Below are 21,426 nucleotides of genomic sequence, written 5' to 3' on the forward strand. Positions count from 1 at the left end.
TCACCACATGAGCGAGGCCCACCTTGGCCGTTACTGCTGCGAGTTCGATCTCCGCTACAACACCCGCAGCATGACCGATGGCGAGCGCGCTGCCGCTATCGTCAAGGGCATGAGCGGCGGCCGCCTCACTTATCGGCAGATTGACACAATCGGAGCCTATATGGTTCGATGACCCCCGCGTGATCGGGGAGCGTCGCAAGCGCTGGACTCGTTAGTTCACCTGTCGCATTTTCTCTCGTTGGAGGGAAGCAACATGCTGGCAGAACTAACCGCGGGCTATCAGGCCACGAAGGCGGCGCTCGACATTACGAAGGGCATTCAGGCGCTCAAAACCGAGGCCGAAGTAAATGCTGCGATCATCGACATTCAACGGCTGACCATCGAAGCCCAGCATAGCCTTATGCAGGCCCAAGCGAGCCATACGGCGCTAATTGGACGCATAACGGAGCTTGAACAGGAAATTGTGCGCCTCAAAGACTGGGAAACTGAACGCCAACGCTACCAACTTCGCCAGATTGATAGTTCGGCCTTCGCTTACATGCACAAGCCGGGAATGGAAAACGGCGAGCCAGCGCATTGGCTTTGCACACAGTGCTTCGATAGCGGTCATAGGAGCATTCTCCAGCCTTACGAGGCTGGCGGCAGTCAACGCGGTGGCGCGCAGATGCGGCATAGATGCAACCGTTGTAGCGCCGTTGTTAGCGTATTTTACCGCCGTAGGCCTGAGCGCCCTTACGTGACCGACGAGCCTGCTTAAGTGGCTCATGCGGCTTGTGCGGGGTCGCGAACATCTGCGGTAGCGCGGTCTCGCGGCGGCGCTCGGTTTTGGCCTAAGCGTAAGTCTCAGTCGCTTTGCTCAATGTCTTGTCGCCTGTCCAAAGCCGAGCGCTTCCAACTCGATCCGCGTGATAGCCGATGGCTCGTCGCCACGGTAATAAGGCAGTGCGGCCAAGCGATTTGTTGCGCGGCGGCGTAGCTCGTGATTGATGACATTTTCACGTTCCAAGAGGGCTACCACCCGCACATCTTCATGGGCCTCGTAGAGAGCCTGCATCTGCAAAAATATGGCATCATTTACGCGCTGTGGGGACGACCCGAAAAAGACGGCTACCGGGCTTCTGTCGGGCGCGCGGATTACCATGTCGGGGATTGTATCCGACAAGATCGGGCTGACTGCGACATCTTGGTCAACTTCCGCTCGCCCTTCGAGCCTTTCTAGAATCCTGGCAGCAGCATCCTCTTTGAATGTGCTGGCGACCCTATCCCTTGTGAGAAGCAGGAAATCGTTGATGCGCAGCATAAAAGACAGGAAGCGCATGGCCGCTTTGGGCAAGTCCGCTTCGCGCATCGATTCAGTGTGAAGCAGCATCTCATCTTCATCGAACTGCACGCCGTGGCTGTCCAAAAGCGACGCAAACGCATCGGCGCGAGTCTCGGTGCTGAACTCTACGCCAGAAGCCTCTAGGAACGGCACAGTCGCCCCATCGTCCTCGATACGATAATTGCCGGGGCGCGACTTATCGCGGACAATGTAGAAGGCCACAGAGTCGCCATCATCCCGGCGGAATGTGGTCGTGACAGCGTAGCCGACTGGAACGTCCGTCAGCTTCAAATCACCACAGAAGGCTTGGCAAAGCGCCTCTTTCACCCGAACACATCCTTATCGAGCCGGAAGAATCGCACGGTTTCGGACCAAAGGAAAGCCTTTAACCCACCGTGCGCTTCTCGGTTGAACGTAGTTCGTCGATGCGACGCGCGTGCCGCCGGCAGCCTTTTTACCCAAGGCCCGTGAACCAAAGTGCCTCTCGGCGCCGTGTCAATTTCGTTCTGTTCGCCGCACAGCGTATGCAGATGCCAGCCCGTGACGTGATCGGCGTGATATTCATAGCAACACACGACGGTCGTATCATTGCCCTGCTTCAGTCCAAGATGGATATGGGCCTTGCTCTTATCGTCGCAGACCAAGATACGAATAACGAACTGTCGCCCTTCGCATGTAAACTCCGCGAAACGCCACTCCCACGCTGATCCAAAAGACCAAGCTTTCTTGCCCGCTTTCGACAGCGGGAACTTCGCCTTGGGCGCTTTGCCACTGCCCCAGTCACCAATGGACAGGTTTAGCTTTTTCCCCCGTATGATGTCTTGAACCCGCATCTCGGCATGACTGCGCGAATTGACCCCCGCTAGTCAAACCAAACTTCAAACCGGCCTGTCACGCTGCTTCGATCTGAGACTCGAGCGATGCTATGTCAGGCATATAATTGTCGTTGCATCGACCGCGAAAACGTTTCGCAAAATTCGAATAAACCCAAAAAAGGACATTAAAAAATGAATTCACCCGACTTCTCGGGGATCGACCCGCTGCGCGTTCCTGAAGCTCGCCGCCGTGTTGCTGCTCTGAACGAATACCTGAGCCTTCCCAACCCGTCGTCAAATGATACCTTGCGTATCGCGGCTTCGATCGGTCTCAGCCGAAGCCAGTTTTGTCGCTTAACGCGAGTATGGCGGGACCATCAGGACGCCAGCCTGCTAGTCGTAGGGAAGCGCGGTCCGGCTAACCGAAAGTATAATGTCGATCAGCGCGCCGTCTCGATTGCCCAAGAACTGCTGGCCGAGGCTGGTCCGACTGCAAGTCTTGCGCTGATTGCTCCCCAAATCGAAAAGCGATGCGCTGAAGCAGGTATCTCACCGCCAGCTCGATCGACAATCAATAACTACATAAAGGCCGCTCGAGCTGGAACAGCGGCGCCAGCGGCGGGGCCTCCTCGCATCGTGGTTGGTCGTATGTGGTTTCATATTCCAATTACCGCAGCCGGCTCCGATGATATGCCCACCCTTCTCACCGCGGTTCTCCTCCCAGAGCGTATCGTGGTAGCGCACGGAATCTCAGCAGATCCATTGTCGCCGCCGTCGGTAAATGACCTGATCGACAGGCTGGCCGGTGTCAGTTCGTCCGATAGCGAGGCACGGGAGCTTCTACTTGATCCCGATGATCGCCGCGTCGGCAGTGAGGCCCTCGCGCGCGCGGGCCTCGGCAGCACAAGATCCTACAATCGCTCAGTCCAACGAGAATTGTCGAAGGCGTTCGGGGGCTCACTTGGCCCACTTGCTGTCATCCATCAACGCGGAATGGCGCGCCCTGCGACCAAGCGGGTAATTACCCGTCATGACGAGCCGCTGCCTGTTGAGAATGCAATGGAAATCATAGAAAATGCAGTGCTTTCCCATAATGCATCCATCGGCATGGCCCCAGTCAGGTTTTCGTTGGCACCATATTGACAGATAGGAGCAACCGCTCGTCGGCGTGCCTGCGCGTTAACGTCAGATATACTTGTCTTCAAGGCCAATCGGAGTTCGACGTTATCATGTAGCGAGAACGCGGAGCGCCTTTGCCAAGCCGTCCGGCATCACCGAACGCCCGGAATATTGACCCAATCTTCCCAAAATGTCGGTGTTGTGTTGCTCGACCGCAATGGTTAGCGCCGTGCGCGCGGCATCATCGGTCCAAGGGGTCATGTCGCCATTGTCAGGAGAAGCCTGACCCTTTTCAGTTCGTCCAGGAGTAATCTCGATGCGACCAATGCGGGGTCCGACGAGCTTCCGGAAGTAGCGTCCGTAGCGGGTGGGCGCGATGTTAATTCCTGCACCGAGATCAGCCTCTATTAGCCGCGACCGAAACGCAGCAGACCGCTCGCGGTCGTCCCCCACCTCAATGTCGATCCTAGTCAGCCGGTCGGCCCATTTTAACTCGGACAACATGCCTTCAATCCGCTCGATCGCGTTCCGAGCAGCTTGCCGATAGCCTTCAATTTCGTTGGTTGTGCCGCCTGTCCATGCGCCGAGGATCAGTTGGGTGCCCTCGTCGATCAACGTGAAAAGAATGTGAGGTCGTCCGTCCGCCCGCGGGAGATTGATTGCAGATAGTCCCAGCTTAACTGCATGTCCGGCCTGTCCGGTCGCCTGCTTGCGGCGCAATTCTGTCTCCACGATGCTGCGCAAGCGGGTCGACCCAGGGAGCTTTTGCTCATCGATATCGGCGGCGTCGACCAGTAAGCGGACAAGTTCACTGACGCTCGCGCCGTCATTCATCGCAACCACGTCAGCGACCACAGCCTGTAGTGCATTTATTGCCTCTGGGTCCAAGCGCTGGCGCGATGCCGGGGACCCGGCGAACGCGCCCAGTGACGCCAGAGTTCTCGATTCGCGGAATTCCGCCGATATCGTATAGAAGCGGGTGCGGCTAAGGCCGGACGCTTCGAGCGCCGATCCCAAAGTTATGTCGCCAGCCTGCCAAGCAAGAATGGCTTCCAACCGTCGGCGCGCTCTCGTGCGCTGCGCTGGCGTCATCGCGGTCCAGACCGCGAGATCCGAATCGGAGAGTGATTCGGGGAAAGCGCCTTCTGAGGTTTCCTGATTCTGACCGCTCAAATTCAAATCCAAGATTTTGCTGCCATCGGGCTCACTGCGAAACACCCTACGGGTGATACATTGAAATTTCGGCGCTGCAAACCAATTTACAGATGAGAATGGGATTTTGATTGACAGATAAGAACGGGATTTACATATAAGAATGAACTCAGCTCGGAGGTTCAATCATGTCCCGTCAAATTTGCGAAATCTCATCCCTTCAACCTGACCGCGATGAAGCAAGCAGAAGCGCCGACCCAGTCGAAACGCACGAAGCGGGAAATTTTGCCGTGGAAGGTTTCGATCACGATGCGGCTCAATGTGACAATCAGAATTTGGATGAGCGGCGTCGCCGTTCATGGACGCGACGTCGTCCCAGATGCCGAACCTCGTGGTTTCGGATTATTTACAAAGCCGGAGGACCCCACTCATGAGCGCAATTGTTGGCAGCGTTGACGGACCGTTCGCATTCCATCCTGTTGGTGGGGAAGCCGGTGAGCGGATTAAAATACCTCTCTCGCAGAAGGTCGTGCGCGGAGTTGAAATCCATCGTCGGCTGCGAGATGTATCGTTCGTGCCCGATCGCACCCGGTTGGTCCCGCGAGTTGACTTGCCCGTCGCAGATGAACGTCTGGCGAGCATGGGCGAGATAATCATGGAGGCCAATGGGGGCTCGATCCGCACCCGCTCCGGCGATCGGGCGCATGAGAATGGCTGGTGGCCGTCTCGTAAGCGGGGTCGATTGCAACACTGGGAGGGGACTGCCCAGCGCTTCGCTCTCCTCGCAATGGAATGTGATTTTACGGTGGAGTGGGCTCAGTCCGAGCCTTGCCTTCTTCGGTTTCCAATCGGCGATGAGTGGTTTGAGTGGTATCCGGATTTGCTTGTTCGGCGGTTCAACGCTCCTGATGAATTGTGGGAAATTAAGCGTGACGAACGCCAGCTTGAAGACGAACGCTACCGACTCAAGCTTGCAGGGGCTGATGAGATTTGCCGCCGTGTAGGGATCCGCTTTCGCCTTGTCATGGCGCACGAGATCGTTGCCGATCGCTTTCACCGGGATAACCTCGAACTCTTCGCAGCACGCCGGTTCGTGAACATTCGGCCAGAGCACATGCGCCGCTTCGAGGCATTTGGCATTCAGAATGGCCCAAGCACAACATATGGCGAGCTTGCCCGGGTCATCGATCCGCAATGTCCCACCCGGGGCGCCGCCATAATCCAGGGACTCACGGTCCTGCGCCGGGTCGAAATAGACCTGCGCCCATTACTCACAAACCGAACACCGCTCTGCATCCATTGATCGGATTCACTGTGTGACTTGATCCCGATGCCACCCGTGGGTGGCGACCCTCAGAAATCGTGGCGTCATTTGGCGTCCCGTTCCGGGTTTGCAGGCTCGGTTCATTCGAGATCGTGCCTGCGGTCGGCGACATGCTGACGCACGCTCTCCTCACGAGGAGAAATAGCGTGAACGATCTGCCTTTGCCCGAGTATAATTATCCCGTCGGCACAATCATTGAGATTGACGGCCGCCCACATCGACCGCCCGTCCAGCATATACCTGGCCGACTTACAATCATCGATTGTCACACCGGCCAGCCGTTCCTTGTGCCAGATGGCAACGGCGGCACTATGATGCCCACTCATGACGATTTCGATCGCCTTCTCATCGACGATCGTATCGAGGTCAAGTTCGCGCAGAATGTCCTCGCGTCGAGGGCGCTCGCCACGAGAGCCGAATGGGACCTGTCGGATCTAGAAGAGTTCGATCCGGGCATTCGCAAGGTTATTGCACAGGTCGAATTGCTCGACTCTAAAGGCGTAAAAAACGGTGTGCTCGCCATTGCGAAAGGTCTGGCTGAACACTGGAGGGAGGAACTGCGGGAGCAGTTTGGCGACCCCGATCGTCCCGAGAACATAAAGCGCTGGCGGATGAAGAGCGGCAAACCAGGTGCCCGCGATTTGCGCTTGCTTGTCCGCCTCAGTGGTAACGTTGCGCGCAGGCCCCACGACGCCGAGATACCAAAAGAGATCCGCAACAAACACGCAATGGCTGCAATGGCAGCCAACGACAGAATCAACATGAAAGCGGCATTTTCGCTCGCCCAAGCAGAGTTGATAGAGGTGAATGAGGGGCGCAGTGCGCTGTATGGGAAGCCTGAAACTCCATACCCGCTTTTCAGCTATGCTACTTTTCGTCGCGACTGCATTGCAATCGATGGGTCAGAATTCGTTGCAGAGCGCGATGGCAAGCAGATGGTGGAAAGCGCGATGCGCGGGGGCGGGAAGCCGCTCACGGCGAGCCGAATTCTTGAGAAAGTGATCATCGATCACACTCCTTTGGACGCGTTCGTCGTCGTTGACCTAGAGCGCGATGTTGTCGCCGGCCGTCCTTGGCTGACATTGGCAATCGATGTTTATAGCCGAGCCATCGTTGCTTGGGTCATAACCTTTCGCCCACCCAGCTACTGGACGGTATGTGAGTGCCTTCGCCGCATGAACCTTCCGAAACGGCCTCCAGCTGCGGATGCCAATAGATATCCTATTCTCAAACGTATTTGTGGGAAACCGACAGAGCTGATCCTTGATAATGCAAGCGAGTTCACCGGTCATGGCCTCGAGGACGCGGCGAAGTGCGGATCATTCTCCGTGCGCTTCTGTCCGATAAAGAAGCCGCGCTACCGCGCAATCGGCGAGCGGGCGATCGGCACTTTCCAGCGTCGCATGCTCGAGCACCTGCCGGGCGCGACCCGACCTATCGCTGAGACAGACCGCTCTGGTCACGATGCCGCAGACAAGGCAGTGGCCACCATGAATGAGTTGGAAGCGCTCGCAAACAAGACGGCGGCGGAATTTCACGTTGAACCGCATGAGGGCATCAACAATCTGCAGCCTGCTCTTTTATGGCAGCGGTCAGCAAACCGCCACGGCATCGACGTGATGGCTGATCTTCGCCGATTCCGCCTTGAAACCTTCGAGACCAAGTCGAACGTAAAGGTCACGAAAAGCGGGGTGCGCGTATTTAATGGCCTTCGGTATCACTGCGCCATTGGCGTGCCGCGCCTGATCAACAACTGTCTGCGCTTTGAACCTCGACGCCAAAAACGCGTCGATGCAACGATCCATACCAAGATTAAGTTCGATCCAGATAACATTGCCGTCATCCACGTGTGGGACAAGACGACAAAAACCTACGTAGACCTCAAATGCGCTGACGAGACCTATGCCGATGGCATGCCTCTCTGGTTTCACAAAGAACTGGTGGAACTGGCCAAAGCGGATGCCACTGGCGCCCCCAAATCATCCGCAGTTTCTCGCCGCAAATCCACGCCTCAAAAGGCAGATGCCGAACTCAAACGCATCGCCGAGACCGAGGACGACGAAATCACCCCCAAGGGCTTTAATACCGAGGCAGAGCGGCTAGAATCTCGCGCACGTCGGATTGCGGCCATTCGAGCGATCAAACCGGGTGCCAAGCATCGCGAACGATTAACGCTGGCTCGACTCTACGATATTCCGCGGGTTCGCGCGATTACCGGCAATATTGTCCATCTCGACACCGATTTTGCGCGATCGGCCACTACCGACGACTTTATAGCCCATGATGTCTCAGCACTAACGATGCTCGATCAAGAAATCTTGGCGCCACGCCCCGGTGTTTCTGCCGCGCGGCCTCGCACAGGGAAGGGGGACCGGCGCGCGCTCGGCGCACCGCGCAAGTCCGAAGTTCCGTTTGACCAGAATACGTCGGCAACCGCGACCCGAAGCCGCCGCCGCAACGCTCGCGGATAATTCACGCACCCGCCCGCACCGGTTGCGGGCGGGGGCACCAAAAAAGGGCATGTTCATGACGTATCAGATTGAAGATTTTCGCGACGATCCCGATCACGACGAGCAGCAGATTCGAGACCTTGCGGTCGCCGGAAACCTGAATGCAACCAGCTTACCCAATAATCGAAACCGTAGGAAAACCGTTCGTCAGCTTATCGCGGAACGCCGCTTGGCAGTTCGCTCCATCCGTGTGGAATATGGCCCGCAAGTGGAGTTGGAGGACGCATTCGACGAAATACTCGACGGCGCGCGTCTGCTGCGCAAAGCTAAGCTTCCGCAGCCGGCGGTTCACCTGCTTGCCGAAAGCTTCTCGGGAAAGAGCGTAGGCGCTATCAGTTACGTGCAGAAGCGCGCCAAATGTGGCAGTGAACATGATGGCATTACGCCCGTCGCCTATTGCCGGATCGACACTGACGGCACAATCGGTTCCGTTGCGGCGGATATACTGAAGGCACTTGGGGAAAAGCGGCCAGACGCCTTGGCGCCCGATAAACGTTGGGACAGGGCCCGCCACGCGATCCGTTCCCACGGCGTTTCTCTCCTAATCTTCGATGAGTTCCAGCGCGCGGGTCGTCGCCCCACAATTAGCCCCTCAATCGCTGGCAAAATCCTGGACATAATGGATAGCGGAGATTGTGGCGTGGCATTCCTTGGCAAAAGGGACGCCATTAATGTGTTTAAGTCCTGCCCCGATTTGATGAACCGCTTGGATGCACCAGTCCAAATTCCACCGCTTCGTTGGGCAACAGACCGAGAAGAATTCGTGGCGTTTGCTGACGCATTCGATCAGGCTCTGGTTGACGCTAATATCACCAAGTTCAAGTCAGGACTGGGGGAGTGGGCCACCGCGCAAAGGCTACTCGAAGCGTCAAACGGTCTTATCGGTCAGTTTAGCCGAATAGTCGAGACCGCTGTCATAATGATTACGCGCGATGGTAACGACGCTATCACTCAGGATGATCTGCGCGACGCGGTTCAGGAATGGTCAATTGGCAACCAGCGCATCAGTTATAATCCATTCGTTACGTCATTATCGGACATGGATGCCACCGAAAATACCAGTCCGACGGGATCGAGTTTTGAGGAATTCGGAAAGGCCAAATTTAGTTCTGGCCCGCGCAGGCGAGCCGCGAACGGTTCCAATCACGGTGAGGGCGAGCTGTGAGTTCGCAAGCAAAGCCAGAAAAAGAGTTCGCATTCATTGAAGGTGAATCTTTCAATGGTGCGGTAGCTCGCTGGGCGGCCACGGCTTGGGTGGATCGTATGCTCGACCTTACCCGCGCCGCGGGAGTCAGAAGTTACCTTAGACACACGGCAGCTGGCGCATCCGCAGCGAATATCCGTTGGCTGGCAAAAGAAATGGAGGTTGATCCTCAGGAATTGCACTGTCGCGCCACACCGCAGGTTAATGGCGACAACGTCACCAATGGGCAACGAGCCTTTTATGGTCTGCTCGTGCCAGCCACCATGATCGAAGGGCTCGCACGCCGCTATGCTCCTGCAGCATTCTGCTTGCCAAACGGAGAATATCACCGCGCGCTTTGGGACCTTCGCCTCTTTCCCGTCTGCATAGAGACGGGCCAGCCGTTACAAACTCGATGTCATGACCCGAACTGCGGTAATCGCCGCGTCGGATGGCAGCGCCCACTTGGAATAGCGACCTGCGAACATTGCATGGCCGACCTGTCTGATGCTCAAGTTGACGCGATCTCACCAACTTTGCTGAACGCACTCAAGCCTGTCGCTGGGTTATTTCAACCTACAATGCGAAGCGCTTCCCTGGCGTTGCTGCCTCCCGCAATTACATCCGATGGCGGGCAGCTTGCCGTTGACCTTCTGATCCAACTTGTTCCGGTTATTAATCCCGCGCTGACCCACATCCGCAGCGGATTACATCGGACTGATCCCGTGCAAGCGTGCGAAGCGCTGGTTCAAGCGTGGGATTTGATGAAGGGATGGCCGGACCGCTTCCAGGACTTTGCGTTGACCCAAGTGCTGTCGCGCGGGCCCGGACGCGGTGATGGAAATCGAGGGAGAACTGTGCGGTTCCTCAAAATGAAACCCCAGACGACCCGGTCTGCCGCGTTGGTGGGTCTTGCCACTGGGGTGCGCGAGGCGATCGACTTGCTCGGACCTAATGCCCAAGCGATCTCCTCCTCGACCTGTTCGATCAAGCGTGCTGCTTCCATGTTAGGGCTCGGGACGCAAGAAGTGGCAACGCTAAGGCGCCAACAGGCTCTTCGATCACGGCTCGTTCTTAGCGGCTATCGTCTCCAACCTGTCTTCGATCGTGCTGAACTCGATCAGCTTGCTGTGGGCATCGCTGGCCGGCAGGGGTTCGCCTCCATCGCCTCTCACCTCGGAATCTCCCATCACGGGGTTGAACAGCTTGCCGACATGAAACTGATCGAACTTCATGAGCATCCGTTTTTCTTGGAGCGCTACAAGATGCATCAGAGCACGGCAGCATCGTTCATGGAGCTAGAGAGAACACTAAGGGATCGACAGACTGACCTTTCTCGCGCTTCCAGCATAACGCTTGCTCAGGCAATGAAATCTGTGGGTGGACGGCTCAAACCGTGGGGACCAGTGATAGCCGAACTGCTCGAGAAACGCATACCATATCAGATTAAAACAGGGCCGGATTCGTTGGTTAGGCGCATTTGCATTCGAGTTACGGATGTAGCGAGCGTCTCCGAACTCACCTTCAACGCCAGTGCGGTCAGGCGATTTGCCTTCGCTAAAATGATGTCGAAGAAAGATGCGATGGAGGCCCTCAACATAGGTCCTAGGCAGGGCACTAAATTGTTCGCGCCTGTGGAAACTGAAAAGGGTTGCCGCGCGAAAACAGTCGATATTCAGTGGACGTTGGATCTCGCCGCGCGCTGCATTTCGGTGGCCGAACTTGCGGCGCGTCGAGGAGTGCCCGCCCGGACAGCGTATTGCGATGCAGTGCGCGCTGACATGCCCTGGCTATGCGAAGCCGGCTTTTGCCGATCAGCAACCGAAGCAAGATTCCTGCCCCAAGTTCTGACCCGCTGACGCGAGGCATGCTCTCGTTGCTCGTAGTCAGGTGTGTCACTGTGCAGCAGTCGTCCGACAAGAGTAGGTCCACGGTTTGATCAAACGGTGGCACGTTAAGTCCACGGTATGCAACTTTCGTTCGATGCAAACTTGGAGATATCCAAGGGAGCGGGTCATCGTTAGTGCAACCGGACATTTCTCTTGGACGTCAACCCCCGCGCCGTGGGTTCTATCGCGACTTCGGGCTATTCGCGAGGCCTCGCCCGGCCAGGCCGGATCGATGGTGGTGTCGAAGCTGGCAAGGATCGACGGTGCACCTGTTCGTATCGAACCGATTCCCTATTGCCGGTCAGCGATCCCTGAGCGCTGCAGCTCAACCATTCGCGAGGTGTCGGAACGCCGCGTCGAGCGCCGCCATGAGCCGCGCCGGCCGTTCCAGAGGTATCAGATGGCCGGTCCGATCGACGATCGTCATCGTCGATTGCGGGATATGCTCGTGCAGCGCCACGCTTTCCTCGACGGACCTCAGCTCGTCATTGGCCGCGACGACGACGAGCGTCGGGCACTGGATCTCGCCGAGGCGCGCGGTGTCGTCGTCGCGGCGGAGCCGGGACTGGCGATCGAAGACGTCGCCGCCTAAACGGCTGCTCATCCGCTGAACGCGCGCAATCAGTTCGTCGCTGCGATGCGCCGGATGAAGGGAGCGGCTGACCGCGCTGCGGCTGAGTTCGCGAAAGCCCGTCCGGCCCAGCCGCGTGGGCGCGCGCGGGGCGCTGCTGCGGGACGATGTCGCGATCAACGCAAGGCCAAGGACCCGTTCCGGCGCCCGATACGCGATCTGCCGGGCAACATATCCGCCCATCGAAAAGCCGACCAGCAGGGTGGGTCCGGTCATCGACCGAACGGCGCGGTCCGCCATCGCCTCGATCGAGCCGTCCCGCGTCGTATCGGCATCGACGACATGGCCGAGACGCGCAAGGCCGGGACGCATATCGCTCCACAGATCGGCGTCGAGCATGAAGCCGGGAAGGAGAAGAATATCCATCGGCCCGCTTTGGCACGGCCGATGCCCTCCGTCACCAGCGCGACGCGCAGTATCCCATTACCACGCCCTGGGGCGCGGTTTCGGCCGTGCCCTCCGCTGCGCGGCCGTCAGTGCGCGCTGCCGCCCAGCGCCGCCAGCGGGACGTGCCGCCAGAGCTGGCGAATCTCTTCGTCGTGGCCGGTGAGATCGTATCGCAGCAGCGAGACCGGCAGGCGGCCGGTGTTCATCAGATAATCGTGATAATCGCGGATCGAGAATTTGTCGCCGAGCTGCCGCTTGCGGTCGACGAGCAGCTTCTGCAACTGCATCGCCCCGATCGTGTAGGTCATCCCATAGCCGGGCGGACGGCGGATATAGATGCCCGCGTCGACGCGCGCGACATTATCGTCGAGATAGGGTGTCCATTCCTTCCAGAAATTCATCGTCTGCTCGACGCTCATCTCGTTGCGCTGCATCTTCACGTCGCCGATCGTGCGCGCGGCGCGGAACAGGCCGAAGATGTAGATGAGCTCGCGCGTCCGCGGCCGGTCGTCGAACAGCCCGAGCTGGAGCGCGGTTTCCTCGAGGTAGAAGCCCCACCCCTCGGTCCGCCCGCTGTCGCTGACGAGGCGGCGGATCGGGTGCGTCACGCGTTTGCCCGTCATGCCGTCGAACCGGTGCCCGGGGAAGGTGGCGTGAAGATGGTCGGGCGAGGCGTCGCGGAACTGCACCTGTTCCCAGAACATCGGGCCGTTCGGCCGGACGATCCACGGGGCGTTGAAGCCCACCTCCTGATAACTATCCGGAATATAGTCGGGGATCGAGATGATCTCTTCGTCGCGCAGCCATTTGCGGATCTTGGCGTCGGTCCCGGCGAGCTGCGCCTCATATTCCTCGGCCGATCGGGGCAACTGCAGCTCGGGCAGATTGCGGTTGCGGTGCCGCTCGGTCGTGTAGTTCGCCCAGTGCCGATCGAGCTCGCGCTCGGCGAGCGTGACGATCTGGTCCGAATCATAGGGCATCAGCCGGACGTTCTTCAGGAACCAGTCATAGGCGGGCTTGCCGACGCCGGCCTGCGCCGTCATCGTCGGCCGCGATGCGACGAGCCAGTCGCGAAAGCCCGCGATCGCCTTTTGCGCCGCGTCGATGTCTCCTACCAGAGCGGGCTGCTGTGTCGCGGCACGCCCGCGCAGGTCGGCGAACCAGCCGATCAGCCCCTCGGGCTCCACCGCGCGATAGGGCATGCCGTGACCGACGCCGTCGCCATGCGACAGGCTGTGGATCGCCAGGTCGGCATAATCGGCAGCGACCGAATCGAGATTGACCCGCGCCTGCGCCAGATAGGCGGGAATGGTCCGCAGCCGCGCCCGGAACGCCGTCAGCGCGTCGCCCTTCAGTGGCAGGTCGGTGTAGGCGAGGCGCTGCAGCTCGTCGACATACATGCCCGGATCGCGCGCCCACGGCTTGGTGACGTTGAGCGTGAAGTCCATCAGGTCCATCTGCGCGCGGACGGCCAGATAGTCGACCTGCCGGTGGCGGTCCCAGCGCGCGACCCCGAAATCGGGCAGCTTCGCCTGAAAGGCGCGCAGCTCGGCGCGGCGCTTCTCGACGGTGGCGGGGCTGTAATCCACGACGCCGTTCACGGCTGTGGGCGTCTTCCATTCGGTGAAGGCGGCGAACAGTGTGACGAGATCGTCGTAGCTGCCCTGGCCGTCGGGTGGGCTGTCGGGGCCGGGCGCCGCCTGTTGGGTGGCCGCGGCGGCGACGGGGATCGGGCTGCTCGCGCCCGCCAGCAGCGCCGCGATGGCCAGGATGGGTGCCTTGCGCATGGATCGTCTCCTCCCGTGTATCTGCCGTGACCGGGCCGGCAGTTTCAATTTAGTTCTAAAAACGCGTGAATTTGGTTATGATGTAATGCTTGTGGCGCGAGGTCAAGGGACCATTTACTGCTGGGCGGCGGCATCGGTCGCGCCGGGCGAAGGACGGCCGCCGCAGCAAGCGATAGGTGGCGGCGGTCGCGGCGTGGACGGGACGGTCTTTTCCTGTATGGCTTTGCATATCAATCCATTATCCGGCTTGCATCCCCCGGCGGAGGGGAAAGAATCTCTCGTCCGAGAAGGCTGTCCGTTCCAAAAATGACAGTTTTCACATTTTTTTATGGCGCGGAATTGACTGTCGCTTCACATTATGCTCAAAATCACGCAACTGTTCACGGGAATGGCGGTAATCAATGCCGGCGACCGTGGAAGTCACAGACGGGTTTCCAGTTCGGGGAGTTTAGGAGCATGGGTATGAAGCGGGTTGCAGGCATTCGGGCGGGATTGCAGGGCGGATCGGCGCTCTTCCTGTCGATGGCGGTAATGGGGACGGCCATGGCCCAGGCCCCAGTTTCCGAAAATGACGGCATCGCCGACGACAGCGCGGGCATCGTCGTCACCGGGTCGCGCATTCCGCGCCCCGACGTCGATTCGAACAGCCCGGTCAACGTGGTCGGCGAGAGCGAGATCAAGCTGGCGGCGACGGTCGAGAGCGAGCAGCTCCTCAACGCGCTGCCGCAGGCCGTCTCGGGGTCGGGCGCGCAGTCCAACTCCGGCAACGGGTCGGCGACGGTCAACCTCCGCAACCTCGGCGCCGTGCGCACGCTGGTCCTCCAGAACGGCCGCCGCATCGTCGGCGCGTCGCAGGACGGCGTCGTCGACCTCAACATGATCCCGCCCTCGCTGGTGTCGCGGGTCGAGGTCGTCACCGGCGGCGCTTCGGCCGTCTACGGTTCGGACGCGATGGCGGGCGTCGTCAACTTCGTCACCAAGGACGATTTCGAGGGACTCGAGATCGGCGGCTCCTACGGCATCAGCGACGAGGGCGACGCGCAGCGCTACAACGTCGACCTGACCGTCGGCGGCAACTTCGCCGACGGCCGCGGCAATATCGTCTTCCACGGCAGCTATTACGATCGTGCGATGGTCAAGGGCGCGGCCCGCGATCATGCGGTCGTCTATCTGGCCGACGCCATCGTCGACGGAAAGCCGGTGCTGATCCCGTCGGGCAACGGTGTGACGCCGCAGGGCACGATCTTCAGCCCGCAGCTGGTTGGCCTCACCGATCCCTATGGCAACACCATCGGCACCGCGGGCATCTTCTTCGCGCCCGAGGGGTGGCGCGCCTATCGCGCGAGCGACGGGTTCAACGACCGTCCCTACACCAATCTGCAGATGCCGATGCAGCGCTGGCAGGGGTCGGTCATCGGTCATTACGACGTGACCGACGACGTCACGGCCTTCTGGGAAGGGTCGTACGTCCACAGCAAGATCAACTCGACGCTGGGCGCCGTGCCGATGAGCAGCTCGGGCTTCATCCCCGGGTTCCAGCTCGACCTGCGCAATCCCTATCTCGCGCCGACGCTGCGCGATTTCCTGAGCGCCAACATGGATGCCGACGGGGATAATCTGGTTCCTGTGAACATCAACCGGCGTCTGCTCGACGGCGGGTCGCGCACCAGCGACCAGACGCGCGATTTCTATCGCTTCGTCGTCGGCCTGCGCGGCAATCTGACCGACCGGCTGAAGTGGGAGGTCTTCTACAACCAGGGCGAGACCAAGGTGACCGACGTCCAGGGCGGCGGCGTGCTCATCGACAATTTCGCCAACGGCTTCCTGACCGATCCGACCGATCCCTACAAGTGCGCGGTCGCCGATCCGAAGTGCGTCGTTCTCAATCCCTTCGGCCTCAATTCGCTGACGCCGGAGATGATGAACTATATCTACACCGACCTCACCAACATCACGACGATCCGGCAGAAGCAGGCCGGCGCGAGCGTGACGGGGTCGCTCTTCTCGCTGCCCGCCGGCGACGTCGGCATCGCGCTGGGCGCGGAATATCGCAAGGAAAGCTCCGCCTTCGATCCCGATCAGCTCTATGTGCAGGGCAAGGCGCTGTCGCGTGCGGCGGGGCTCAGCCCGACCGCGGGATCGTTCGACGTCTCCGAACTCTATGGCGAGCTCTATGTGCCGATCCTCGCCGACATGCCGGGGATCCAGCTGCTCGCGTTCGAGGGCGGCCTGCGCTACTCCGACTATTCGACCGCGGGCGGGGTCTGGTCGTACAAGCTGGGCGGCGAATATTCGCCGTTCCGCGGCCTGAAGCTGCGCGGCCTCTATCAGCGCGCGGTGCGTGCGCCGAACGTCGTCGAACTCTATTCGGGTGCGACCAACACGGCGCCGCAGGCGGTCGACTTCTGCAACGCGACGCCCGAGCGCACGGCGGCGGAGCGCGACTTCTGCGTCAACTCGCTGGGCGTTCCGGGGGCCGTCATCGACGTGTTCCAGCAGGAAAACCAGCAGATCCGCGCGATCACCGGCGGCAATCCGAACCTTCAGGAAGAAACCTCGGACACTTGGTCGGTCGGCGCGGTGGTTCGTCCCGACTTCGTCCCGAACCTTCAGTTGACGGTGGATTATTACAATATCCGCATCAAGGACGCGATCGGATCGTTCGGCGGCGGCCTGCAGTCGGTGATCAACGCGTGCAATGCCAACATGTCGATGAGCAACATCTTCTGTCAGCCGCTCAGCAAGCGGACCCCCGACGGTCAGCTCTATGACGTTGCGCTGCTCAACGCGAACATCGCTAACATGAAGGCGTCGGGCATCGACTATCGTATCGACTACCGGCACAGCCTGGGTTCGGGTAGCCTCAGCTACTATCTGGCGGGCACCTATCTGATCGATTCGATCACGCAGGGCAGCCCGATCGCGAACCCGGTCAATTGTGCCGGCTTCATCGGCGGCGGCAGCTGTTCGACGGCCAACCCCAAGTGGCGCTTCACGCAGCGCCTGACCTGGGAAGTCGACAAGCTGCAGCTTTCGCTCCGCCACCGCTTCATCGGTTCCGCGAAGGATGGTCGAATCGCGGGAGCAAAGGCTTCGGGCGCGGCGATTCCCTTGCTCGCCGTGCCCGAAACCGGCGACGTCCATTACTTCGACCTCAGCGCCAACTATGACGTGATGGACAATTTCAGCTTCTTCGCGGCGGTCGACAATCTGTTCGACCGTGATCCGCCCTACTACCTCTACGAGCGTGAAACCTACGACGCCATCGGTCGCCGGTTCACGATCGGGTTCCGGGCGAACTTCTGAGTGGAAAGGCACCGGCCGCGGCGGCATCATTCCGTCGCGGCCGGGCCGCCGTGCGAAGTGCGTTCAAGCTGGGGTTGCGATAGATGAACAAGATGGGTCTGTTCCGGTCGGTCGGCGTTGCGCTGGCGTTGGCTCTTTCCTCGACGGCGGCAAGCGCGCAGGATCGTCCCGCACCGCATGCCCCCGTCCACGGCGGCGCGAAGGTGGCGGGGACGTCGCTGTCGATCGACGAACTCTATCGCACCAAGAGCCTGATCGGAACGACGCCCGAAGGCTATAGCTGGGCGGCGGACGGTGACACGGTGTTGTTCCTGTGGAACGACGAAGGTTACAGCTTCCGCGACATCTGGTCCTATTCGGTCCGGACGGGGAAGAAGACGCGGCTCACCTTCCTGGGCCGCGACAGCAAGCCCGAAGCCGAGCAGAAGGGGATCGCGCAGGCGGTCGCGCTAGACCGGGGGCGGGTGGCGTTCACGCTGGGCGGACAGCTTCATATCCGCGAGGCGAACGGCACGGTCACGCCGGTCGAAACCGACAAGCAGGCGGTCCGCAAGCTTGCCGTGTCGCCCGACGGCACGCGGCTGGCCTTCATTTCGGGCAACCCCGTCGATACGCGCAATCGCGTGACGCTGGGCGGCGTGCTCTGGGTCCGCGACGTTGCGGCGAAGGGCGGCAATGCCGCGCGCCGCGTCGCGGGGGACGACGATCCCAAGGTCTATATCGGCGATTTCCAGTGGTCGGCCGACGGCAAGGCGATCGCCTTCGAGCAATCCGACGACCGCGCCATGCCCGAGCGCGACATCTATTATTACGCCAAGGGCGGCTTGCAGAACAATCGCGTCATCCGGGCCTTTCCGGGCGACGAGACAACGAAGGCCACGGTCGGCGTCGTCACCCTCGCGTCGGGCGACGTGCGCTTTTTCGAACGCCCGAACGCCAAGGATCATATCTGGGACTATGGCCTGTCGAACGACGGCAAGCGCCTGTTCGTCAGCGGCTCCGACATGGAGACGAAGGAACATAGCATCTATGTCTTCGACGTCGCGAGCGGGACGCGCGAAACCTTCTATCAGCTGCGCGAGGCGAAGCATCTGCGTCCCGACTGGAAGGTCGCATGGGCGCCGCGCGACGACGGGCTGATCATCCTGACCGACCGCGACGGCTGGCTGCACCTCTATCACCAGCGCGCCGCGGGCGAAGCGCCGCGCCAGATCACGAGCGGCCGGTGGGAGATCGAATCCTTCGCGGTCGACGGCAAGCGCGGCCAGCTCTATTTTACCGCGAACGAATCCTACATCCCCGACCGCCAGCTCTATCGCGTGCCGGTCGCGGGGGGTGCGATCGAGCGGTTGAGCGGTGCCGCGGCAGGGACGCACCAGCCGGTCTATTCGCCTGATTTCCGCCATATCGCCGACTGGTACAGCAACGACACCACGCCGCCCGAGCTTTTCCTGATCGACACGGCGAAGCCGGGCAAAGCGGTGCAGGTTACCAAGTCGCCGCAACCCGAATTCTATACCCAGACCTGGGCGAACATCGGCTATGTCGAGTTTCCGAGCCATGTCGACGGCACCAACCTTGTCGCGCGGCTGAGCCTGCCCGCCAACTATGATCCCGCGAAACGCTATCCGGTGATCGTCGGTTCGGTCTATTCGGACGCGGTGCGCAACCAGTGGGGCGGCCGCCGCGCGCACCCGACCTGGGGCCTCGACCAATATTTCGTCGCGCAGGGCTATATCGTCCTCAACGTCAATATCCGCGGATCGTGGGGGCAGGGACGCGACCACAACCAGACGCAATATCAAAGCTATGGCGAGACCGACATCAACGACCTGGAAAGCGGCGTCCGCTATCTGGTCGAGAAGGGCTATGCCGATCCCAGGCGGATCGGCATCTGGGGGTCGAGCTATGGCGGGCTGATGACGATCATGTCGCTGGCGAAGAAGCCCGGCGTCTATGCCGCCGGCATCGCCGGGGCGCCCGCGACCAACGTCTGGCACGCCTATCCGTCGCAGATGTGGATCATGGGGCCGCCCGACGGCGCCGACATGCCGGCCCGCTACGAAGCGCAATCGGCGCTTTATCAGGCCAAGGGCATCAAGGACCGGCTGATGATCATCCACGGAACGCGCGACCCGGTCGTGCTCTATTCCGACACGATCGCGCTGATCGAGGGAATGATCCAGCGCGAGCAGATGTTCGAACTCGTCACGCTGCCCGGCGCCAATCACGCTTGGGCCAGCGACAACCTGCCGCAGGCGCGTTTCGCCTTCAAGAAAATGGTCGATTTCTTCGACCGCAACGTGAAGAACAGGGAGTGACATGCTGCGGCGTGCGATTTCCCTGATGATCGGCGGCGCGGCGCTGCTGTCGGCGACGGGCGCCGCGGCGCAGGCCGAGGTGCAGGCGCTGGGCGCCGACTTCTGGGCGTGGCGCGCCACGACCCAGCCGGCGACGAGCGACGACATTCCGCGGATCGTGCGCCCCGAAAAATGGACGCCCGACTGGTCGCCCGCCGCCGTCGACGCCCAGAAGCGGCAGCTCGCGGCGTTCGAAACGCGGTGGAAGGCGCTCGCGCAGGCGCCGCAGTCGGTCGGCGAGACGGTCGATTACCGGCTGGTCGGATCGGCGCTGGCGCGCGTGCGCTGGGAACTCGACCATGTCGCCGCGTGGCGGCGCCAGCCGCATTTCTATGTTGCGCAGGCGCTGAACCCGATCTTCGAACTGTTGTTGCCGCCGCCCCCGCTCGAACGGGCGCGGATCGACGACGTCATCCGGCTGCTCGGCCACGCGCCGACGACCCTCGCTGCGGGCAAGGCCAACCTCACCGACATGCGCGGGCCGTTCGTCGACGCTGCGCTCGCGCAGGTCGCGCAGGTCCCGTCCAGCCTGAACGGCATGGTCGCCGGCATCGATCCCCACGCGACGCCGGGCCAGCGCCGGCAGCTCCGCACCGCGGCCGACAAGGCGATCGCGGCCTTCGCCGATTTCGAAGCCTTCCTGAACGCCCGGCGCGCCGGCTTGTCCGATGCGACCGCGGTCGGCCGCGACAGCTATCGCTATTTCCTCGGCAGCGTTGCCCTCTATCCCTATTCGCCCGAGGAACTGCAGGTGATGGGGCGGCAGGAATGGGCGCGCTCGGTATTGTTCGAGGAACTCGAGCGCAACCGCAACGCGGGGCTGCCCGAACTGCCGATCGGCGCATCGATCGACGCGGTGACGGCGAAGCTCGACGCCGACGAACGCAAGGTCCGGGCCTTTCTGCGCGACCGCAAGCTGCTGACCGTGCCCGAATGGGTGGGCCATTATAACGCCCAGCCCTTTCCGGCCTATCTGGCGCCGATCGGCTGGCTGGGGCGGACCTTCGACCTGACGAGCCGGACGCGTGTCGGACAGAATGCGACCGTCTATCTTCCCGAACCGTCGCCCGGGCTCGGCTATTTCAACCTGTCGATCACCCGCGATCCGCGCCCGATCATCGTGCACGAAGGCGTGCCCGGCCATTTCTTCCAGCTCAGCCTGGGCTGGAAGCATCCGAACCCGCTGCGCCGCCACTATTACGACAGCGGCGCAAACGAGGGGACGGGCTTCTATGCCGAGGAGATGATGCTTCAGGCGGGCCTATGGGCCGACGCGCCCCGGACGCGCGAGATCATCTACAATTTCGCCCGGCTGCGCGCGCTGCGGGTCGAGGTCGACGTGAAGCTGGCGCTTGGCGACTTCAGCATCGCCGAGGCGGCGGACTATCTGGAAAAGATGGTGCCGATGGACCGCGCCACGGCGGAAGAGGAAGCGGTCTTCTTCGCCGCCGCGCCGGGACAGGCGATCAGCTATCAGATCGGCAAGATGCAGACGGCGGAATTCCTGGCCGAGGCGCGGGTGCGCGAGGGCAAGGATTTCGACCTAAAGCGCTTCCACGATTATCTCTGGCTCAACGGCAATGTGCCCATCGCGCTCCAGAAGCAGGAGTATCTGGCGATGGTGGACGGGAAATAGGGAGCG

At 60.9% G+C, this 21,426-nt stretch carries 15 protein-coding genes; 10 read left to right on the forward strand and 5 right to left on the reverse strand.

Features of this window, described 5'->3' with window-relative positions:
• Window positions 1–7: 7 nt before the first annotated feature.
• Window positions 8–172, forward strand: coding sequence for a hypothetical protein (locus SGR02S_RS19865; RefSeq protein WP_156482926.1), 165 nt, complete (start codon window positions 8–10; stop codon window positions 170–172).
• Window positions 173–253: 81 nt separating this feature from the next.
• On the forward strand, window positions 254–757 hold the full coding sequence (locus SGR02S_RS02010; protein WP_067105346.1) for a hypothetical protein: 504 nt from the start codon (window positions 254–256) through the stop codon (window positions 755–757).
• Between the two features lie 99 nt (window positions 758–856).
• Here the strand turns inward: SGR02S_RS02010 and SGR02S_RS02015 are convergent, their stop codons facing one another.
• Window positions 857–1,648 (reverse strand): DUF1828 domain-containing protein, encoded by a 792-nt coding sequence (locus tag SGR02S_RS02015; RefSeq protein ID WP_067105347.1) that lies wholly within the window; start codon window positions 1,646–1,648, stop codon window positions 857–859.
• A complete protein-coding gene (locus SGR02S_RS19870; protein ID WP_156482927.1) occupies window positions 1,645–2,154 on the reverse strand; it encodes a hypothetical protein in 510 nt (169 codons plus the stop codon). Before SGR02S_RS19870 ends, SGR02S_RS02015 begins: the two co-directional genes overlap by 4 nt.
• A gap of 174 nt (window positions 2,155–2,328) precedes the next feature.
• On the opposite strand from SGR02S_RS19870, the gene SGR02S_RS19875 reads away from it, so the two are divergent.
• Window positions 2,329–3,279: a hypothetical protein gene (locus SGR02S_RS19875; protein WP_156482928.1), complete on the forward strand. Its 951-nt coding sequence runs from the start codon at window positions 2,329–2,331 to the stop codon at window positions 3,277–3,279.
• Window positions 3,280–3,363: 84 nt separating this feature from the next.
• Here the strand turns inward: SGR02S_RS19875 and SGR02S_RS02020 are convergent, their stop codons facing one another.
• Window positions 3,364–4,473: a hypothetical protein gene (locus tag SGR02S_RS02020; protein ID WP_062177117.1), complete on the reverse strand. Its 1,110-nt coding sequence runs from the start codon at window positions 4,471–4,473 to the stop codon at window positions 3,364–3,366.
• Window positions 4,474–4,837: 364 nt separating this feature from the next.
• On the opposite strand from SGR02S_RS02020, the gene SGR02S_RS19880 reads away from it, so the two are divergent.
• From SGR02S_RS19880 to SGR02S_RS19885, 4 genes are all read left to right on the forward strand, one after another.
• Window positions 4,838–5,710 carry a hypothetical protein gene (locus SGR02S_RS19880; protein ID WP_156482929.1) on the forward strand — a complete coding sequence of 291 codons (873 nt, stop codon included), beginning with the start codon at window positions 4,838–4,840 and terminating at the stop codon, window positions 5,708–5,710.
• A 167-nt stretch (window positions 5,711–5,877) separates the two neighbouring features.
• On the forward strand, window positions 5,878–8,202 hold the full coding sequence (locus tag SGR02S_RS02035) for an integrase catalytic domain-containing protein (protein WP_169799614.1): 2,325 nt from the start codon (window positions 5,878–5,880) through the stop codon (window positions 8,200–8,202).
• Window positions 8,203–8,257: 55 nt separating this feature from the next.
• Window positions 8,258–9,406: a TniB family NTP-binding protein gene (locus SGR02S_RS02040; protein ID WP_169799615.1), complete on the forward strand. Its 1,149-nt coding sequence runs from the start codon at window positions 8,258–8,260 to the stop codon at window positions 9,404–9,406.
• Window positions 9,403–11,283: a hypothetical protein gene (locus tag SGR02S_RS19885; protein WP_156482930.1), complete on the forward strand. Its 1,881-nt coding sequence runs from the start codon at window positions 9,403–9,405 to the stop codon at window positions 11,281–11,283. The genes SGR02S_RS02040 and SGR02S_RS19885 overlap by 4 nt, the downstream gene beginning before the upstream one ends.
• A 355-nt stretch (window positions 11,284–11,638) precedes the next feature.
• Here the strand turns inward: SGR02S_RS19885 and SGR02S_RS02050 are convergent, their stop codons facing one another.
• Complete coding sequence (locus tag SGR02S_RS02050) at window positions 11,639–12,310, reverse strand: alpha/beta fold hydrolase (RefSeq protein ID WP_067105351.1); 672 nt, start codon at window positions 12,308–12,310, stop codon at window positions 11,639–11,641.
• Window positions 12,311–12,417: 107 nt separating this feature from the next.
• Complete coding sequence (locus tag SGR02S_RS02055; protein WP_067105352.1) at window positions 12,418–14,118, reverse strand: DUF885 family protein; 1,701 nt, start codon at window positions 14,116–14,118, stop codon at window positions 12,418–12,420.
• A gap of 462 nt (window positions 14,119–14,580) precedes the next feature.
• On the opposite strand from SGR02S_RS02055, the gene SGR02S_RS02060 reads away from it, so the two are divergent.
• The 3 genes from SGR02S_RS02060 (at window position 14,581) to SGR02S_RS02070 (ending at window position 21,420) form a co-directional block, all read left to right on the forward strand.
• Window positions 14,581–17,424, forward strand: coding sequence for a TonB-dependent receptor domain-containing protein (locus SGR02S_RS02060; protein ID WP_169799616.1), 2,844 nt, complete (start codon window positions 14,581–14,583; stop codon window positions 17,422–17,424).
• An 83-nt stretch (window positions 17,425–17,507) separates the two neighbouring features.
• The gene (locus tag SGR02S_RS02065; RefSeq protein ID WP_067105354.1) at window positions 17,508–19,745 is read left to right on the forward strand and encodes a S9 family peptidase; all 2,238 of its coding nucleotides are present in this window, start codon (window positions 17,508–17,510) and stop codon (window positions 19,743–19,745) included.
• A gap of 1 nt (window position 19,746) precedes the next feature.
• The gene (locus SGR02S_RS02070; protein ID WP_067105355.1) at window positions 19,747–21,420 is read left to right on the forward strand and encodes a DUF885 family protein; all 1,674 of its coding nucleotides are present in this window, start codon (window positions 19,747–19,749) and stop codon (window positions 21,418–21,420) included.
• The last annotated feature ends 6 nt before the right edge of the window (window positions 21,421–21,426 follow it).

Source organism: Sphingopyxis granuli NBRC 100800, assembly GCF_001591045.1.
Lineage (GTDB): Bacteria > Pseudomonadota > Alphaproteobacteria > Sphingomonadales > Sphingomonadaceae > Sphingopyxis > Sphingopyxis granuli.